Raw genomic sequence first — 17,333 nt, 5'->3', positions numbered from 1 at the left:
GCGCTTTGGGTTCGCCTATCAACGCGTTAGAAGGCGATGCGCGTTTTTGGGACAATAAACAAAAAAGCCCCGACGCATCCGCCGGGGCTTTCTCTATTCTAACGCTTTCGCCTCAGATCAGGCCTTGAACAGACCCTCATAGGCAGGCTCCAGTGTCTCGGTCTCAAAGAGCGAGCTCACCGAGGTGCCTGCGGCGGTGTTCATGATGGCTTGGGCAAACATCGGGGCGGTGGGCACGATGCGGATGTTGCTGGCGCCGAGCACGGCTTCGGTGGGCTCGATGCTGTCGGTGATCACCAGAGACTTCATCACGGAGTTGGTGATGCGCTCGATCGCGGGGCCGGACAGAACACCGTGGGAGATGTAGCTGTGGACCTCGGTGGCGCCGTGCTCCATCAGCACTTCGGCGGCTTTGCAGAGCGTGCCTGCGGTGTCGCAGATGTCGTCCACGATGATGCATTTCTTGCCTTCGACATTGCCGATCACGGTCATCTCGGCAACTTCGCCCGGCTTCTCGCGGCGCTTGTCCACGATGGCGAGCGGGGCGTTGATGCGCTTGGCCAGCTCACGGGCGCGGGCCACACCGCCCACGTCAGGGGAGATGATCATCACGTCAGAGAGCGTGTCTTTGAACTGGGACTTGATGTCGAGCGCAAAGATCGGGGAGGCGTAGAGGTTGTCCACCGGGATGTCGAAGAAGCCCTGAATCTGCGCGGCGTGCAGATCCATCGTGAGCACGCGCTCGATGCCCGCTTCGACCATCATGTTGGCGACAAGCTTGGCGGTGATCGGGGTGCGTGCCTTGGTGCGGCGGTCCTGACGCGCGTAGCCGAAGTAAGGGATCACCGCGGTGATGCGGGCCGCCGAGGAGCGGCGCAGGGCATCGGCCATGATCAGCAGTTCCATCAGGTTGTCGTTGGCCGGGTTGGACGTGGACTGGATGATGAACATGTCTTCGCCGCGCACGTTGTCGTAGACTTCGACAAAGATTTCGGCGTCGTTGAAACGCTCAACGCGGGCGTTGACCAGATCCATCGCAGAGCCCCGGTGCATGGTCATGCGCCGCGCAATCGCGTTGGCAAGCGGTTTGTTGGCGTTGCCAGTGATCAGTTTGGGTTCGAGAATGTTTGCCATAGCGCGGAGGTCCCTAGGTGGCTTTGGTGACAGATTCGTGACATTGCACTCCGCTTAACATGGCCCTAACGTCTCGCAAAGCGATGCAGATGGATAGAGGGGCGCAAATGGCCACGATCACCTATTATTTCTCGACAATTTCTCCTTATACCTATTTGGCAGGCACCCGTCTGGAAGAGGTTGCGGCCAAACACGGGGCGGAAATTGTCTATAAACCGCTGGACATTATGGCGCTGTTTTCGCGCACCGGGGGCACGGCGCCCAAGGATCGGCACGCCAGCCGTCAGGAATACCGCGCACAGGAGCTGGTGCGTCAGGGCAAGAAGCTGGGCATGGATTTCAACCTCAAGCCCGCGCATTGGCCAACGAATATGGCGCCGTCCTCTTATGCGTTCATTGCGGCGCAGAATGCCGGTGGCGGTGATCTGGGCGCGCTGGCGCATGGCTTTACCCGCGCCTGCTGGGCCGAGGAGAAAGACATCGCGCAGGATGATGTGATCCGCGATTGCCTGAGTGCGGCAGGCTTTGATCCGGCGCTGGCGGACAGCGGCATGCTGGTCGGCGCTGAGACCTATGCGCGCAATCTGGAAGAGGCGGTGGAGGCCGGAGCCTTTGGCGCGCCATTCTACATCACCGACGATGGTGCGCGGTTCTGGGGGCAGGACCGGATTGAGGAGCTGGACATGCATTTGGCCGGTAAGCTCTGACAAATGGCACTGGACGGGAAAGTAGAGGCCGCAGATCACGGCCTCTTTTGGCGTGTGCTGGGGCAGGGGCCGAGGAAAGCGCTGGCGCTGCATTGCAACCTTGGGCATTCCGGCGCGTTTCGCGGTATTGCCGAGGCACTGGGGGATGTGCTGACGCTTGAGGCACCGGATATGCCGGGGCACGGGCGCAGCGTGGCCTACCGCGTGGAGATCCCGGCCGGGCAATGGATGCTGGATGCGATCCTCGATCAGATCACCGAGCCAGTGGATGTGATCGGACACAGCTATGGCGGGCTGCTGGGCCTGCGGCTGGCGCTGTTGCGCCCGGATCTGGTGCGCTCGTTGTCGCTTTATGAGCCGGTGACCATGCTGGGGGCGCTGGAGAAAGCACCGGAGGCGGTGGCAGAGAACCATGCCCATATGGAGCGGGTCATCGCGCTTTATGAGGCCGGGGACTCTGAGGGCGCGGTGCGGCTGTTTGTGGAGGAATGGGGCGATGGACGCCCCTGGGCGGCCCTGCCGGAGGCCACGCGCGCGCAGTTTGCCGGGCTGATGTCCTTTGTGGTCGCCAGCCAGCTTGATGTGCTGCATGACGTGGGCGATATCATGCCGCGCCTTGGGCAGATCGAGGTGCCGGTTGTTGTGATGGATGGCGCGCTGTCGCCGGCCATTATGAAACCGGCCTGCGACTATGTCGCGGCGCAGGTGCAGAACGGGCGGCGGGCGACCGTGGCCGGAGCCGGGCATATGGGGGCGATTTCCCACGCGGCGGAAGTGGCGGCTGAGGTGCGGCGGACGGTGGAGGCCGCTGGCTGATACAGTGGCCCGTTTGAAAGGAAACACCCGCAGCGCCGAGGCGTCGCGGGTGTTTTTGTTTGGCGGGTGTGGATCAGTGGCCTAATGCGCCGATCTGTGCCAGCACCGCGATCCAGTCTTCGAGGTGATAAGTGTGGGTGACCATGCCCTCGTCGTTGAAGTGGTGTACGTCGATTGCTTTGGCGGTGAAGGATTTGCCGGTTGCAGCGTGGCCCATGAAGTCGCTCGCGTGGGTGCCGGAGAAGGTGGAGCGCGCCACGATCACATTGCCTTCTTCGACCAGTTCTTCGACTTTCCACTCAAAATCAGAGAAAGAGGCGGCGATCACCGGAATGAAATCTTTCAGACCCTGACGACCCGCACCTTGACCAGGGTTGGCGTCATAGGTGACCCAATCTTCGATCAGCACTTTGTCCAGAGCGTCTAGATCGCCTTCTGAAAAGGCGGCGTAGAAGTTCATCAGGTTTTTCTTGTTTTGAGACATGTCGTCAGCTCCTGCGGTTGTAGAAAAGAGCGCCAGTGTGAGTGCGGCGATGAAAGAGGGCAGCAGTTTCATGAAGCGATTCCCGTGTTTGTTGCTTGCTGATTTTAGGTATCAATTGTATACCAAGGCGCAAGAACGCACTTTGGGGGGCTTAGGTATGGTCAGAGTAACCGTGCTGGAGAAGAAGGATGCAGAGAATTGTCCCATCCGGGATGTGCTTGATCGGGTGGGGGATAAGTGGTCGATCCTGATTTTCTGTGTTCTGGAGGATGGCGATAAACGCTTTAATGAGATCAAGCGCATGCTGGGTGACATCACGCAGCGCGTTTTGACGAGCACACTTCGCAAACTTGAGACAGAGGGATATCTTACGCGTGAAGTGTTCCCGACATCGCCACCGAAAGTGAGTTACGGGCTGACCGAGCGAGGGCGGACCTTGCTCGAGTTGATGAAGCCGGTGATCGAATGGGCCAGCAGCGCGCATCCGGACATCAAGGCAGATCGCGCGCAGGCATGATCCTTGGAGGCGGGGCGCCGGTGTCCCTGGCCGGTCAGGAAATCGCGCTCAGATACATGCGTCGGAAGACCTGGGCCGTTGGGGCCCAGTCGCCGGTCATGGCGGCGTCACATGCGGCGCCGTAGCCGTCATCTGGTCGGGGTCTGAGCCGAACGAAGGGTGGCAGGCCATAACGCATGGCGATGAACCCGCTCCAGATCCGCGCGGTGCGGCCGTTTCCATTTGCAAAGGGATGAATGCGCACCCATTCGGCATGCACCCAAGCACAGAGCTCGAGAACGGCGTTAAGCAGGTCGCCTGTGTTGGGCGCATCGCACTGGGGAATGAGCGCGTCCAGTGCCGCAGTGGCGCTTTGAACACGCTCTTCAAAGCGCGCCAGCTCCTCACGCACCAAAAAGGCCGGTGTTCCCCTGTGAACGCCAATGCCGACCTCACAGTGCGTCAGCCCAGTCTCGCCTCGAAAACGTCCGGAGAGCGCCTCTGCTGTAACCGAGAGTTGGGAGAGAACCGCGTCAGGGACAGTGAGGCCCTCCAGAGTTCTGGCATGCCAATCTCTGGCCATTTGCAGGGTCGGCTGTTTGCGCGCGAAGGCGGCATCGCGCGATGCGCGGTAGGCATGTTGCAGGTTTTCTGTCAGTTGGTCGCTGTCAGCGTCCCAATCAGGCACTGAGCAGTCCGCGCACAAGGGACGTGGCCTCTTGCGGCTCATCCGTCAGGAGTTCCCCTTGTGCGGGGTCCTCCTCGGTGGAACGTTCGGCGGCGACCACCGCTTCGATGGCCTGTTCAAAATCCGGGTCGGCGGCGCGGTACTGGCGCAACTGCGCAAGGGAGGCCTCAAGCTCAGCCTCCAAGGCGTGGGATTCCTTTGTGACAAACTGGTCCAGCGCCTGCACGATGAGCTTATTGACCGTCATCTTCCGCAGCTCTGCCAGTTTGGCGAGATGGGCCTTGAGGTTCGGGTCAACACGCAAAGACATTTGTACAGACATGGGGATGCTCCTGTCAGGAATGAGTTCAAAATAGGATTTTGATGTCATTTTGTCAAGATGAGTGCATTTTGGGCCATCTTTATGCGGCGCACAGAGACACTGCCGCCAGTGTAGTGTGCTGCGCGCACTATAGCAGATTGCGTTTGACTTGAATCGCTTGTTCGCTGTCTCTCCCATTCGGTCGAACGCGAAAAGCGATCCACTGGCCACATATAAAACGCAAACTGCTTTAGGCCCCAGCGACCATTAAGTCGCGCACCTACACGGCTTTCTCGAAGTGGTCGAGTTCATGCGTTTTGATCCACCAGGTGGCAGCTTCCATGAGGAGGTCCAGATCGTCATTTTTGTTTGCGAAAAACGCATAGAGAGACAGCCCGACGGTTTCGCCTGTCTTGGCGATCTTGTCGTTGCAGATGGTGACGGCTTTGGCGCGCAGGCTGTCTCTCATGAGCGGCTTACCCAGCCGCCAAATCCAAGAACTTGTGGATCTGGTCCTGCTCAATCGACCAGTCACAGACAAACCGTGCGGGCAGCATTTCGGTGTCATCTTCGCCTTCCAGCTCGCCGCCCCACAGGTGATAGACCGCGCCTGCGTCAAAGAGGCGTTTGTGGGTGGCGCGGGGGAGGTAGACAAACAGCATGTTGGCTTGCGGTGGGTGCATGAATTCGACGCCGTCGATCTGGCGCAGGCCGCCTGCGAGATGGGCCGCGCTGGCGTTGGCCTTGGTGGCGGCAGTGATCCATGCGTCGTCTTTGAGATAGCCGAGCATCTGGGCCGACAGATAGCGGTGTTTGGAGAAGAGGTGTCCGCCACGTTTGCGGCGCAGCTCAAATTCGCGGGCGTGTTTGGGATCAAAGAAAATCACCGCCTCAACGCCCATGCAGCCATTCTTAGTTCCGCCAAAGCTGACCGCATCCACACCGGCCTTCCAGGTCATCTCGGCAGGGGTGCAGCCCAGAGCGACCATGGCGTTGGCAAAACGCGCGCCATCCAGATGCACAGGGCAGTCAAAGGATTTGGCCACGTCACAAAGCGCCTTGAGCTCGGCCAGCGTGTAGACTGTGCCGCGTTCTGTCACCTGTGTGATGGAGACCGGGCCGCGTTGGGGGCCATGCACGCCACGGGTTTCTTCACCCTCGATGGCGGCGCGCAGGCTGTCGGGGGTCATCTTGTCGACATCCTTGGGGCTGGCCATGGTGAGCTTGGCCCCGCCGGTGTAGAACTCCGGCGCGTTGCATTCGTCCTCGTGGATGTGGGCCACATGAGAGCAGAAGATGGTTTCCCAAGGTTTGCAAAGGGTTGCCAGCGCCAGTGAATTTGCCGTGGTGCCGGTGGAGACCAGATAAACCGCCGCCTCAGGGGCCTCAAAAACCTTGCGAATTGTCTCGACGGCCTCTGCCATTTCCGCATCCGCCCCATAGCCCATGGCGTAGCCTTCGTTGGCTGCGGTCAATGCTGCGAGGACTTCGGGAAGGGCGGGGCCGGAGTTGTCGGAGGCAAAATGCATCAGAGAGGTTCCTCGATTATATGGTCTTCCCACTGCTCCAGCGGGGTTTCAAATTCGGAGACGGTTTTGAACTGCACCGACACGCCAGCGTCATGCACGGTGTCAGCGGTGCCGGAGATCAGCGGGTGCCAGTCATAGAGCGGTTTGCCTTCCCAGAGCAGGCGATAGGCGCAGGTCTGGGGCAGCCAATAGGCGTGCTCATGGATGTTTTTGGGCGTCATCACGATGCATTCGGGCACAAACTGATGACGGATGTCATATTGGGTGCAGCGGCAGGTCTCATCGTCCAGCAGACGGCAGGCGACACAGGTGAGGGCGACCTCTCCGGTGTCCTCATCCTCAAGCTTGTTGAGGCAGCATTTGCCGCAGCCGTCACAAAGCGCTTCCCACTCACGGTCGTTGAGTTTGGTCAGCGGCTTTTTTTCCCAGAAACGTTTGGCGAGCCCTTGGCGTGCTATGGGATCTTGGGTGCTCATAAGGCGCAGAGGATCTCCCGGGCTTGGTCGCAGTCTTTGCCCATCTGCGCAATCAGGGCGTCAAGGCCGTCAAATTTCAGCTCCGGGCGGAGATAGTCGACCAGCCCCACGGAAAGCGTGTGGCCGTAAAGGTCGCCTGAGAAATCAAACAGGAAGGTTTCGATATTGGCTTTGTTTTCGCCAAACATTGGGCGCGTGCCAATCGAGGAAGCGCCAAAGTAGCTGCCCTGATGGGGGCCGTCGCGCACATCCACCAGCACGGCGTAGACGCCGTATTTGGGTTGGTGCAGATCATCGATCGACATATTGGCGGTGGGAAAGCCCAGATCGCGGCCCCGTTGTTCGCCACCAATCACCGGCCCGTCGATGCGGTGCCAATGGCCCAGCATGGTGGCCGCATCACGGGGGCGGCCGTCGCTCAATGCGGCGCGGATGGAGGTGGAAGAGACCTGACCGTCACCGCCCTGCACCAGAGGCGCAATGGTCACGCCAAAGCCCATCTCCTTGCCAAAAGCGGCGAGGTCTTCTGCGGTGCCTGCGCGCCCTTTGCCAAAGCAGAAGTCTGCCCCGACAACCACATGAGCAAGGCCAAGCCCGTCAGCGATCACTTCACGTGCGAAGGCCTCGGGTGTGAGGCTGGACAGGGCGGCGTTGAACGGCAGCTCATAAAGTCTTTCCACGCCAAGCTTTTCCAGCCTGTGGGCGCGGGTCTCCGCAGAGGTGAGGCGGAAGGTGGGCGCATGGGGCGCAAAATATTCGCGCGGATGGGGCTCAAAGGTCATGATGCCCAGCAGGGCATCCGGCGCGGCGTTGCGCGCCAGGTCGATGACCGCCTGATGGCCCAGATGCACCCCGTCAAAATTGCCAATCGCGACGCTGGCGCCGCGATGCTCGGAGGAGAGGAATTGGTAGTCGCGAATAATTTGCATGCGGCAGGGTTAGCTTTTGCGCGGGCGGGGCGCAAGAGAGGAGCTGACCTCAGGCAGATCGGTTGCGGATCATCGGTGACAAGGGCTGGGGCTTTGCCCCCGACGCCGCAAGCGGCATCTCCCCCAGCATACTGGAAGAATGAGAAGCCGGGGCGGCGGATTTCCCTGTCTGACGCGGGGAATGTGTCCTGTGATGGCAGAGACAAAAAAGGCGGCACCGTTCAGTGCCGCCTGATACGGACCAAGCGTCTTGGCCTCAGTCGAGTTTGCGCGAGGGCGCGAGGACGGTGGCCTCTCCGGCGAGAACTTTCTTGCCCTCAACGGTGCAGGTGCAGTCAAGCTTCACGCGGCGTTTGGCGATGTCGATGTCGGTCACGGTGACCGTGGCCAGCACCGTGTCATCGGGGCGCACCGGGGCGAGGAACTTCAGCGACTGGCCCATGTAGATGGTGCCATGGCCGGGGAGTTGTTCGCCGATCACGGCCGAGATCAGCCCGGCGGTCAGCATGCCATGGGCGATACGCCCGCCAAACATGGTGTCTCTGGCGTAATCCTCATCCAGATGCACGGGATTGTGGTCTGTGGAGACGGCGGCGAACATCTCGATGTCCTGATCGGTCACGGTTTTGCGCACATAGCGGGACATGCCGATTTCGAGGTCTTCGATAAAGATGGTGCCGCGGGGCAGATTGTCCAACATGAGGCCTCCACACAGATGGTTTGAGGTTTTCGCTAGGTAACTTAATGGCGCATGGTGCGCATGATTTGCAACTTTATTACTTTGCAGGCGCAGAAAATCAAGTGTTTTCTGTTAACGAAGCTTGCCAATGGCGTATTGCGGGGTGACTTGCTCTGCCGCGAGATAGGCGGCAAGGGCCTCTGCGTCGGGCTGATGCGCGGTTTTGGTCTCTTTTTCCGCCAGGCCGCCGGTGATGAAGAGCGAATCGATGTTTTCGCCCATGCCGCCGGCAATATCGGTGTGGGGCCCATCCCCGATGGCGAGGATCTCGCTGTCTGATACCGAGACACCCAGGGCTGCGAGGCGGCGGCGGGCGAGATCATAGATCGGCGGATGGGGTTTGCCGAAATAGAGGCTTTCCCCGCCCATGTCGGTGTAGAGCTTGGCCAGAGCACCGGCGCACCATTCGCGGATTTCGCCGCGGTCGACCACAATGTCGGGGTTGGCGCAGAGCAGTTTCATGCCTTTTTGCTTGGCAAAGAGGAAGTCGGGGCGGTTGATCTCGACCTCGGCCATCGGGTCAAACGGGCCGCAGCAGACGATGCCCTCAGCCTCGGCCAGTGGCACGCGCTGGATGTTGACCGGGTTGTCCAGAATCTCAAGCGGCTGGAAGAAGCCTTCGTCACGCGCGGGTTCGCCCATGAAGTAGACCTTTTCGCCAACCGCGCCCTGAAACATCGCGGAGCGCGCGCTGTCCCCGGAGGTGGCGATGGTGTCATAGGCATCAGCAGGCACGCCAAAGTCGCCCAGCTGTTCGGCCACACCGGCGCGGGGTTTGGGGGAGTTGGTGACAAGCACCACAATGCCGCCTTTGGCGCGATAGGCTTGCAGTGCGGCCACGGCCTCAGGGTAGGCGGTGACGCCATTGTGCACACAGCCCCAGAGGTCGACAAACAGAGCTTTGTAGCGGTCGGAAACCTCGGCAAGAGAAGCGATAATTTGGGTCATGATGCGGTCCTGATCGGCTGTTTGCCGCAAGGTATGGCAAATAGCTTGTCAAAGGGCCAGTGATTTCGAAGTGGCGGTGAACTGGGGCTGTGGAGCGGGGTCAGGTGAGGCTGTCTGGCAGGTGCAGCTGGGGGGCAAAGCCGCCGCGCAGGGCGAGGATACTGGGCGCCGGTGTGAGCACAGGCAATGTGCCTTGCGGGCGTTTTATGGGGGCGCCGTAACCGTCGGGTGTAAACGGCAGGGCCATGTCGGCCATGAGCATCAGGGGGCGTTCGCCATCCAGCACAAAAGTGGCGTCAGGCAGATCTGTGACCGCCATAAGGGGGCGGTTTTGCAGGAATTTGCGGGGGATGGCACGCGCGGCGTGCAGGTGCTGGTCAAAGGCAGGCGCGGAGCCTGTGTGGCCAGCCGCAGCAAGATAGGCTTTGTGATCGGCGCGGCGGCATTCGGCGCAAGGGCGGTGACCGGCGGCCAGCGCAACCGCTTCGTCGTGAAAGAAAAGCTCGGTGTAGCGGTGGGGCGCCATGAGGGTGCGGCGGCGGCTTTTGAAGGACAGCACGCAACAGACCCAAGCCTTGTGTTGCCAGCGCCGGTGGGTGAGGCCGCCGTGATCATGCGCCTCGGTGTCATGCAGGATGCCGCGATTGCCCATGAGGCTGCCCCGCGCGGGATGGCGCAGGATCTCTCCGGTGGGCAGAACGCGGTTTTGGCGGGGCATGGTGGGGCTCCTTTTATAGAGAGCCTAGCATGGGGGAGGGGGGAGGTGCGCAGTGAATGCGCACCCTACGGGTTATTGCATTCTGAGGGCGCCGTCGATGCGGATGACCTCGCCGTTGAGATAGCCGTTTTCCACGATGAAACCGGCGAGGCGGGCGTATTCGGACGGGTCGCCCAGACGTTTGGGGCAGGTGACATCGGCGGCGAGCTGATCCTGCACCTCTTGGGGCAGGCCCTGCAGCATGGGGGTGAGGAATATACCCGGGGCGATTGCCATAACGCGGATGCCAGAGCGTGCCAAATCGCGCGCCATAGGCAGGGACAGGCCAACGATGCCGCCTTTGGAGGCCGCGTAGGCCGCCTGACCGCGCTGACCGTCCATGGCCGCAATAGAGGCGGTGTTGATGATCACGCCGCGCGCGCCGTCTGCTTCCGCCGCGTTTTCGGCAATCACTTCGGCTGCCAGACGGGCGACGTTGAAAGAGCCGACGAGGTTGATGTCGATGGTTTGCTGGAAGACATGCAGCGGGTGCGGGCCCTTTTTGCCGATGGTGGTGGCCGCGGGCGCGATGCCTGCGCAGTTGACCGCGGCGGTGATGCTGCCCATGGCGGATTTGGCGGCAGCGATGGCGGCGGCCACGCTGTCTTCATCGGTGACGTCCGTTTCGTGGAAGGTGCCGCCCAGCTCTTCGGCGACTGCTTGGCCGCGCTTCTCATTGAGGTCAAAGAGGGCAACTTTGGCACCATTGGCAGCAAAATGGCGGGCGGTTGCTTCGCCGAGGCCGGAAGCGCCACCGGTGATCACGGCGCAGGTTTGATCAAGTTTCATGGGCGGGCTCCTCCGGGTGATAAATGAACGTGTGTTCAAATAAACGGATCAGCGCGTATCTGTCCAGAGGCATGAGGGGCCAGCCCCTCTTGGCCAAAGGGGCCAATTCACCCCGGGATGTTTTGAGAATGAGAAGCCCAAAGAAAAAGGCCCGCGCAAGTGGCGGGCCTTCGTTTGAGGTGGTTTTTGTTGCGGATCAGCTGTCGAGCTGTACCAGCGCGTGGCGTTTTTTGCCTGCGGAGAGCTTGATTGGCGAAGACAGCGCGGCGGCGTCGATCATCAGCCCTGCGTCGGTCAGCGGCGCGTCATCCAGTTTGGCGCCGTTTTCCTTGATCAGGCGCTTGGCGTCTTTGCCGGATTTTGCGAGGCCGGATTTCACGATCAGCTGAACGATGGAGATACCGTCGCCGAGATCCTCGGAGGTGAGGGTCACGGTGGGCAGATCATCGCCCACGCCGCCTTTTTCAAAGACTTCACGTGCGGTGGCTTCAGCTGTGGCAGCGGCTTCTGCACCGTGGCAGAGGGTGGTCACAGCATTGGCGAGGATGATCTTGGCTTCGTTGATCTCGCTGCCTGCCAGAGCGCCGAGACGGGCACATTCATCAAGCGGCATTTCGGTGTAAAGGCGCAGGAAGCGGCCCACATCGGCGTCGGTGGTGTTGCGCCAGAACTGCCAGAACTCGTAAGGAGAGCGCATGTCGGCGTTGAGCCAGACCGCGCCATCGGCGGATTTGCCCATTTTCTTGCCGTCAGAGGTGGTCAGCAGCGGGGAGGTCAGGCCAAAGAGGCCGCCATCGTCCACACGGCGGGTGAGGTCGATGCCGTTGACGATGTTGCCCCATTGATCAGAGCCGCCGAACTGCACCAGACAGCCGTAGCGGCGGTTGAGCTCCAGGAAATCATAGGCCTGCAGGATCATGTAGTTGAATTCGAGGAAGGAAAGCGATTGTTCCCGATCCAGACGTGATTTCACGCTCTCAAAGGACAACATGCGGTTCACCGAGAAGTGGCGGCCGATGTCGCGCAGGAATTCGAGGTAGTTCAGATCGTCAAGCCACTCGGCGTTGTTGAGCATCAGCGCATCGGTTTCGCCATCGCCGTAGTCGAGGTATTTTGCGAAGACCTTTTTGATGCCGGCGATGTTGTCGTCGATCTGTTCGTTGTTGAGCAGCGGGCGCTCATCGGCGCGGAAGGACGGATCGCCCACTTTGGTGGTGCCGCCGCCCATCAGGGTGATCGGTTTGTGGCCGGTCTTTTGCAGCCAGCGCAGCATCATGATCTGGATGAGCGAGCCCACGTGCAGGGACTTGGCGGTGGCGTCAAAGCCGATATAGCCGGGCACCACACCATCACAGAGTGCTTTGTCAAAGCCTTCATAATCCGTGCAATCGGCCACAAAGCCGCGCTCTAGCATCACGGTGAGGAAATCCGATTTGGGCTGGTAGGTCATGGTGTCGATCCCGTATGATTTGCGAGCCTGTGTATAGGCGGGGAAGAGCAGAAGGAAAAGGCCATGTTGAAGGGCCAGAAAGCCGCGCAAAACGGCGGTGCGCAGAAAGCCACGGTTCAGCGGGCCTTGGGGGCGATGTCAGGCACGTCTTTGGACGGGGTGGATGCGGCTGTGGTGGAGACCGATGGCGTGGAGATCCATGGCTTTGGGGCCAGTGAGTATCGGGCCTATTCTGCAGAGGAACAGGCTGTTTTGACCAAGGCGCTGGGCCATTGGGCCGGGCCTGAGGCGGAGGCCGCTGCCAAAGTGATTGAGGCGGCGCATGCAGAGGTGCTGGGCCGGTTTGAAGATATTGATCTGATCGGCTTTCATGGCCAGACGCTGGCGCATGAGCCGCGCGGACGGGGCACTTGTCAGGTGGGAGACGGGCAGGCGCTTTCAGAAGCGCTGGATGTGCCGGTGGTCTGGGATTTTCGCAGCGCGGATGTGGAGCTTGGTGGCGAAGGTGCGCCCTTGGCACCGTTCTTCCATTTTGCCTGTGCCAAGTGGTTTGGGGCCAAAGAGCCGGTGGCGTTTCTGAATTTGGGCGGTGTTGGCAATATCACATGGGTGGATCCGCGCAAAGAGGGGCCGGAGGCAGACGGTGCCTTGCTGGCCTTTGACACCGGTCCTGCGAATGCGCCGCTCAACGATTTGCTGCGGGCACGGCGTGGGCTGGCGTTTGACGAAGGTGGGAAGATCGCCGCGCAGGGCACTGTGGCCACGGGCGCGCTGGAACTGTTTTTGCAGGAGGCGTATTTCTCACGTATGCCGCCCAAGTCTCTGGATCGGAATGATTTTCCGGAAATGATGGATCTGGTGCGGGAACTCTCTGATGAGGATGCAGCGGCAACCATGACGGCGATGTGTGCCGCCAGCGTGGCGCAGGGTATGGGGCATTGTCCGGTGCCGCCAAGCCGCGTGTTGGTGACCGGAGGCGGGCGGCACAATCCGGTGCTGATGGAGATGCTGCGCGTGTCGCTGGATTGTCCGGTGGTGCCTGTCGAAGAGGTGGGGCTGGATGGTGACATGCTGGAGGCGCAGGCCTTTGCCTATCTGGCTGTGCGCGTCGCGCGAGGTTTGCCGACCTCTGCGCCAAGCACAACGGGTGTGATGGCGATGGTGGGTGGTGGCACGGTGAGTGTGCCGCAGGGGTGATTGCCTTAAGAAGGGCTTTGCCCGACCTCGGGCGGGCGACCTCACATCTGAAATCTGCGAATACATCCCGGCGCATGTAGCGGTTGGGAATGTTCAGAACCAACAAAATCGCCCTCCCATGGGGGAGATCGGGCCAGGCCCGGCCTATCGTCCGGGCGTCAGGTCTGATTGGTAGTCGCTATGAAAAGCTTTGTAGCCCTTTGAAGTGCTTTGCAGATGCGGCTTCAGGTCTTCATGCAGTGCGGGGAGCTGGTGGAAGGGCACGTTCGGGAAGGCGTGATGCTCCGCGTGATAGGGCATGTTCCAAGCCAGAAAGCGCACCAGACGGTTGGTGAAGGTGGTGCGAGAGTTTTCCAGCATATTGGCCACGGGCGGGCAGCGGCCGTGCTCCGCCAGAAGATAGGCGCGCAGGAAAGGCTGGCCGATCAGGCTGGGCAGGATCCAGACCCAGAAGAGGAGCGGCGAGACCAGCAGGCTGACTATGATGAGCGCATAAAGCGTGAGAAGAATGCGGGCCTCGGTGCGCATGGCGGCGTATTTTCGGGCTGGCAGATAGGGGGCGTCCAATGTGCCAAAGGCGTTCTGTAGAAGCGTTTTTACCGCGGCTCGCCAGTAGCTTAGGCCGGAGAGGTAAAGCAGGTAGCTGCGCCATGTTGCCGGGCGTGGGCCGCCTGCCAGCTCCGGGTCGCGCTCGGGATCATTGGTGAATTTGTGATGCGCCATGTGAAAGGCGCGAAACCATGTGAAAGGCAGTATCAGCGGCAGAGCGCAGGCGTGGCCCGCCGCGCGGTTGATCCAGCGGGTGGCAAACGGCGTGTCGTGGGTGCATTCATGACTGAGCGTGAAGAGGAACACCCAGAGCACGCCGAGCGGCAGGAGCATCAGCGGCCAGAGCGGCGCGCGCAGGCCGACCCAAAGCGCGCAGAACAGGAGGGCGCCGAGATAAAGCGCGAGATGGCGCAGGCCTGCGGCGTCAGAGCGGCTTTGCAGCAAGCTGCGGCGTTCTGGCGTAAGACGCGCAAGGGCTTCCTTGTGGTTCAGCGGTGCGCTCATCGCGGGATGTCAAATCCTGGGGCGGCGAGCTCGAAGCCTTCGAACTGGAACGCGGGGGAGACGGTGCAGCCGACAAGGGTCCAGTCGCCCGTGCTGCGTGCGGCTTGCCAGTGGTGGGGCGGCACGATGTGCTGAGGCAGCTGGCCTGCGGCGAGATCCGGGCCGAGGGTCAGGTCTTGCGCCGGGCCAGCGTGGGATTCTGCAAGCGACAGGATCAGCGGCGCGCCCGCGTAGTAGTGCCAGATTTCGGCGGCATCGACGCGGTGCCAATGGGAGACCTCGCCCGCCTTCAGCAGGAAATAGATCGCGGTGCCGGCGGGGCGCGTGCCCTCTGGTGCGTCCGCGATCCATGTTTGGCGGTAATGTCCGCCTTCCGGGTGCGGGGCGAGATTGAGCTGGGCGATGATTTGATCGGCGGTCATTTGGGTAAGTCCAAGTTCTTTTGGCTCCATAGGGCCATATGCAGCGCAAAGCGCAAGAAAAAAGGCGGCTCGGGGAGCCGCCTTTCATCGTTCGTGACGGTGCGCAGTGAATGCGCACCCTACGGTTATTTCAGGATTGAGCGGCCTGCGTATTCTGCCGTCTCACCCAGCGCTTCCTCGATGCGGATCAGCTGGTTGTATTTTGCCAGACGGTCAGAGCGCGACAGGGAGCCGGTTTTGATCTGGCCGCAGTTGGTGGCCACGGCGAGGTCGGCGATGGTGGCGTCCTCGGTCTCGCCGGAGCGGTGGGACATCACGTTGGTGTAACGCGCGCGGTGGGCCATATCGACGGCCTTGAGCGTCTCGGTCAGGGAGCCGATCTGGTTCACTTTCACCAGCATGGAGTTGGCCACGCCCTGCGAAATACCGTCTGCCAGACGGGTCGGGTTGGTCACAAAGAGATCGTCACCCACCAACTGTACCTTGTCGCCGATTTTGTCGGTCAGCAGCTTCCAGCCGTCCCAGTCATCTTCGGCCATGCCGTCCTCGATGGAGATGATCGGGTAGTCGTTGCAGAGCTCGGCGAGGTAGTCGGCGTTTTCCGCAGAGGTCAGGGATTTGCCTTCGCCCTTCATCTCGTATTTGCCGCCCTCGTAGTATTCGGTGGAGGCGCAGTCGAGTGCGAGGTAGATGTCTTCGCCCGGTTTGTAGCCAGCTTTTTCGATAGAGCTCATGCAGAAGTCCAGCGCCTTGCGGGTGCTTTCCAGCGCCGGAGCAAAGCCGCCCTCATCGCCGATGCCGGTGTTGTAGCCTGCCTCAGAGAGCTCTTTTTTCAGCACATGGAAGACTTCGGCGCCCATGCGGATGGCTTCGCGGATGTTGGCCGCGGAGACAGGCATGATCATGAATTCCTGAATATCGATCGGGTTGTCGGCGTGCTCGCCGCCGTTGATGATGTTCATCATCGGCACAGGCAGAACGCGCGCAGAGGTGCCGCCCACGTAACGGAAGAGCGGCTGTGCGGTGTGGTCAGCCGCAGCTTTGGCGGCAGCGAGGGACACGCCGAGGATGGCGTTGGCGCCAAGGCGGCCTTTGTTTGGGGTGCCGTCGAGTTCAATCATGGCGGCGTCGATGGCAACCTGCTCGGTCACGTCCATGCCCACCAGAGCTTCGGCGATTTCGCCGTTTACGGCGTTGACCGCTTCCAGCACGCCTTTGCCCAAGTAGCGGGATTTGTCGCCGTCGCGCTTTTCCACGGCTTCATGTGCGCCGGTGGAGGCACCTGACGGTACGGCGGCGCGGCCCATGGTGCCGTCTTCAAGGATCACGTCGACTTCGACGGTTGGGTTGCCGCGGCTGTCGAGAATTTCACGGGCGAAGATATCAATGATGGTGCTCATCCTGGGGGTCCCTGCACTGGTCAATTGTTGAGGCAGCTATAGCAGGGCGGAGGCAAAAGTAAACGGCATTTGGTAGCGCTAACGGTGGTTTTTATCAAGGTTAGGGCTAACAGTTGCGGGGCGTTGCGAATTATCCGCGGCGGGCGAGGTCGCGTTCGCGCAGGAAGGTGTAAAGACCTGCGGCGACGATGAGGGCCGAGCCTGCGAAGGTGGGCCAAACCGGGCGCTCGCCAAGGATGAAGATGCCAAGCAGCATGGCAAAGACAAGGCGGGTGTAGCGGAAGGGGGCGACGGCTGAGGCTTCACCCACCCGCATGGCGATAACGATGGCCCAATAGCCTGCAGCGCCAAAGAGAGCAGCTCCCAAAAACCGCACAAATTCATCGGATGTCACTGCTCTAATGCTGTCGCCCATTTGAAATGACAGCAACAAGCCCGCCACAAAGAAACTGGAGCACCCCTGAAGAGCCACAACATGAGAGGACACATTGTCGGCTATGCGACGGGTCAGGATATCCCGGATGGCGATCCCCAATGCGGCTCCCAGCACAAGAAGGGAATTGGCGTTGAAACTCCCGAAGCCGGGGCGAATTATCAGAAACACTCCTAAAAATCCGATGACCAGAGCGCTCCAGCGGCGCCAACCGACGGTTTCCTTGAGAAATACTGCGGCGAGCAGTGTGATCATCAGTGGCATGGCTTGAAAGATTGCTGCCGCGCTCGACAAGTCAATGCGCGACAGTGCCATGGTGAACATGATACCGCTGATTGCTTCGAGGGCGGCGCGTAGCAGCAAGAGCGGGCTCCAGTGATGAGGCGCAAAAAGAGGCAGTCGATTATAGATAATAATCGCCAAGAATATGGCCCCGGAGCCCAAGCCGACGCCCATCAACACCTGACTGGGCGGCAGAAACCCGGTCAGCTGTTTCATAAACATGTCGGCGATGGCAAAGCCCAGCATGGAGGCAATGACAAGCAGGCTGCCTTTGATGTTGTTCATTTGTGGTGCAGCCCTAAG

21 protein-coding genes are annotated in these 17,333 nt (G+C 60.8%); 4 read left to right on the top strand and 17 right to left on the bottom strand.

The features are described 5' to 3' along the window. Positions 1–117 precede the first annotated feature (117 nt). The gene (locus J7412_RS13975) at positions 118–1,134 is read right to left on the bottom strand and encodes a ribose-phosphate pyrophosphokinase (RefSeq protein WP_209079207.1); all 1,017 of its coding nucleotides are present in this window, start codon (positions 1,132–1,134) and stop codon (positions 118–120) included. A 107-nt stretch (positions 1,135–1,241) separates the two neighbouring features. Between J7412_RS13975 and J7412_RS13970 the strand changes: the two genes are divergently transcribed. Together J7412_RS13970 and J7412_RS13965 are read left to right on the top strand one after the other, a co-directional pair. After that, the gene (locus J7412_RS13970; RefSeq protein WP_209079200.1) at positions 1,242–1,841 is read left to right on the top strand and encodes a 2-hydroxychromene-2-carboxylate isomerase; all 600 of its coding nucleotides are present in this window, start codon (positions 1,242–1,244) and stop codon (positions 1,839–1,841) included. Between the two features lie 3 nt (positions 1,842–1,844). Continuing rightward, entirely contained in the window at positions 1,845–2,657 is an 813-nt protein-coding gene (locus J7412_RS13965; protein ID WP_209079199.1) for an alpha/beta hydrolase, read from the top strand. Positions 2,658–2,730: 73 nt separating this feature from the next. Here the strand turns inward: J7412_RS13965 and J7412_RS13960 are convergent, their stop codons facing one another. Continuing rightward, positions 2,731–3,213, bottom strand: coding sequence for an ester cyclase (locus tag J7412_RS13960; RefSeq protein WP_209079198.1), 483 nt, complete (start codon positions 3,211–3,213; stop codon positions 2,731–2,733). An 85-nt stretch (positions 3,214–3,298) separates the two neighbouring features. Here J7412_RS13960 and J7412_RS13955 point away from each other — a divergent pair, with 85 nt between their 5' ends. After that, complete coding sequence (locus tag J7412_RS13955; RefSeq protein ID WP_209079197.1) at positions 3,299–3,658, top strand: helix-turn-helix domain-containing protein; 360 nt, start codon at positions 3,299–3,301, stop codon at positions 3,656–3,658. Positions 3,659–3,692: 34 nt separating this feature from the next. Here J7412_RS13955 and J7412_RS13950 read toward each other — a convergent pair whose 3' ends face one another. The 11 genes from J7412_RS13950 to tyrS all read right to left on the bottom strand — a co-directional run bounded on the left by J7412_RS13950 (position 3,693) and on the right by tyrS (position 12,243). Then, positions 3,693–4,325 carry a Fic family protein gene (locus tag J7412_RS13950; protein WP_209079196.1) on the bottom strand — a complete coding sequence of 211 codons (633 nt, stop codon included), beginning with the start codon at positions 4,323–4,325 and terminating at the stop codon, positions 3,693–3,695. Next, positions 4,318–4,647 (bottom strand): hypothetical protein, encoded by a 330-nt coding sequence (locus J7412_RS13945; RefSeq protein WP_209079195.1) that lies wholly within the window; start codon positions 4,645–4,647, stop codon positions 4,318–4,320. The genes J7412_RS13950 and J7412_RS13945 overlap by 8 nt, the downstream gene beginning before the upstream one ends. A 259-nt stretch (positions 4,648–4,906) precedes the next feature. Further along, positions 4,907–5,095 (bottom strand): DUF6500 family protein, encoded by a 189-nt coding sequence (locus J7412_RS13940; protein ID WP_209079194.1) that lies wholly within the window; start codon positions 5,093–5,095, stop codon positions 4,907–4,909. Between the two features lie 7 nt (positions 5,096–5,102). Beyond that, entirely contained in the window at positions 5,103–6,155 is a 1,053-nt protein-coding gene (locus tag J7412_RS13935; protein WP_209079192.1) for an aminotransferase class V-fold PLP-dependent enzyme, read from the bottom strand. Beyond that, a complete protein-coding gene (locus tag J7412_RS13930) occupies positions 6,155–6,631 on the bottom strand; it encodes a YcgN family cysteine cluster protein (protein ID WP_209079190.1) in 477 nt (158 codons plus the stop codon). The genes J7412_RS13935 and J7412_RS13930 overlap by 1 nt, the downstream gene beginning before the upstream one ends. Further along, the gene (locus J7412_RS13925; RefSeq protein ID WP_209079189.1) at positions 6,628–7,560 is read right to left on the bottom strand and encodes a bifunctional riboflavin kinase/FAD synthetase; all 933 of its coding nucleotides are present in this window, start codon (positions 7,558–7,560) and stop codon (positions 6,628–6,630) included. The genes J7412_RS13930 and J7412_RS13925 overlap by 4 nt, the downstream gene beginning before the upstream one ends. A 256-nt stretch (positions 7,561–7,816) precedes the next feature. Beyond that, a complete protein-coding gene (locus J7412_RS13920; protein ID WP_209079188.1) occupies positions 7,817–8,260 on the bottom strand; it encodes a MaoC family dehydratase in 444 nt (147 codons plus the stop codon). 111 nt (positions 8,261–8,371) lie between these two features. Then, a complete protein-coding gene (locus J7412_RS13915) occupies positions 8,372–9,247 on the bottom strand; it encodes a TIGR01459 family HAD-type hydrolase (RefSeq protein ID WP_209079187.1) in 876 nt (291 codons plus the stop codon). 100 nt (positions 9,248–9,347) lie between these two features. Continuing rightward, the gene (locus J7412_RS13910; protein ID WP_209079186.1) at positions 9,348–9,965 is read right to left on the bottom strand and encodes a hypothetical protein; all 618 of its coding nucleotides are present in this window, start codon (positions 9,963–9,965) and stop codon (positions 9,348–9,350) included. A gap of 72 nt (positions 9,966–10,037) precedes the next feature. Further along, positions 10,038–10,793, bottom strand: coding sequence for an SDR family oxidoreductase (locus J7412_RS13905; RefSeq protein ID WP_209079185.1), 756 nt, complete (start codon positions 10,791–10,793; stop codon positions 10,038–10,040). Between the two features lie 196 nt (positions 10,794–10,989). After that, entirely contained in the window at positions 10,990–12,243 is a 1,254-nt protein-coding gene (gene tyrS / locus J7412_RS13900; RefSeq protein ID WP_209079184.1) for a tyrosine--tRNA ligase, read from the bottom strand. Between the two features lie 63 nt (positions 12,244–12,306). Here tyrS and J7412_RS13895 point away from each other — a divergent pair, with 63 nt between their 5' ends. Further along, a complete protein-coding gene (locus tag J7412_RS13895; RefSeq protein ID WP_209079183.1) occupies positions 12,307–13,440 on the top strand; it encodes an anhydro-N-acetylmuramic acid kinase in 1,134 nt (377 codons plus the stop codon). A 144-nt stretch (positions 13,441–13,584) separates the two neighbouring features. Here J7412_RS13895 and J7412_RS13890 read toward each other — a convergent pair whose 3' ends face one another. From J7412_RS13890 to J7412_RS13875, 4 genes are all read right to left on the bottom strand, one after another. Continuing rightward, a complete protein-coding gene (locus J7412_RS13890; protein ID WP_209079182.1) occupies positions 13,585–14,493 on the bottom strand; it encodes a fatty acid desaturase in 909 nt (302 codons plus the stop codon). Further along, positions 14,490–14,915, bottom strand: coding sequence for a cupin domain-containing protein (locus J7412_RS13885; protein ID WP_209079414.1), 426 nt, complete (start codon positions 14,913–14,915; stop codon positions 14,490–14,492). The genes J7412_RS13890 and J7412_RS13885 overlap by 4 nt, the downstream gene beginning before the upstream one ends. A 125-nt stretch (positions 14,916–15,040) precedes the next feature. Then, complete coding sequence (gene eno / locus J7412_RS13880; RefSeq protein ID WP_209079181.1) at positions 15,041–16,315, bottom strand: phosphopyruvate hydratase; 1,275 nt, start codon at positions 16,313–16,315, stop codon at positions 15,041–15,043. 130 nt (positions 16,316–16,445) lie between these two features. Next, positions 16,446–17,315: a DMT family transporter gene (locus tag J7412_RS13875; protein WP_209079180.1), complete on the bottom strand. Its 870-nt coding sequence runs from the start codon at positions 17,313–17,315 to the stop codon at positions 16,446–16,448. Positions 17,316–17,333: the final 18 nt, after the last annotated feature.

This window comes from Shimia sp. R9_3 (assembly GCF_017743755.1).
GTDB lineage: Bacteria > Pseudomonadota > Alphaproteobacteria > Rhodobacterales > Rhodobacteraceae > Shimia.
Note: the sequence above shows the minus strand (reverse complement) of the source record. Positions and strands in the feature narration are given on the sequence as shown.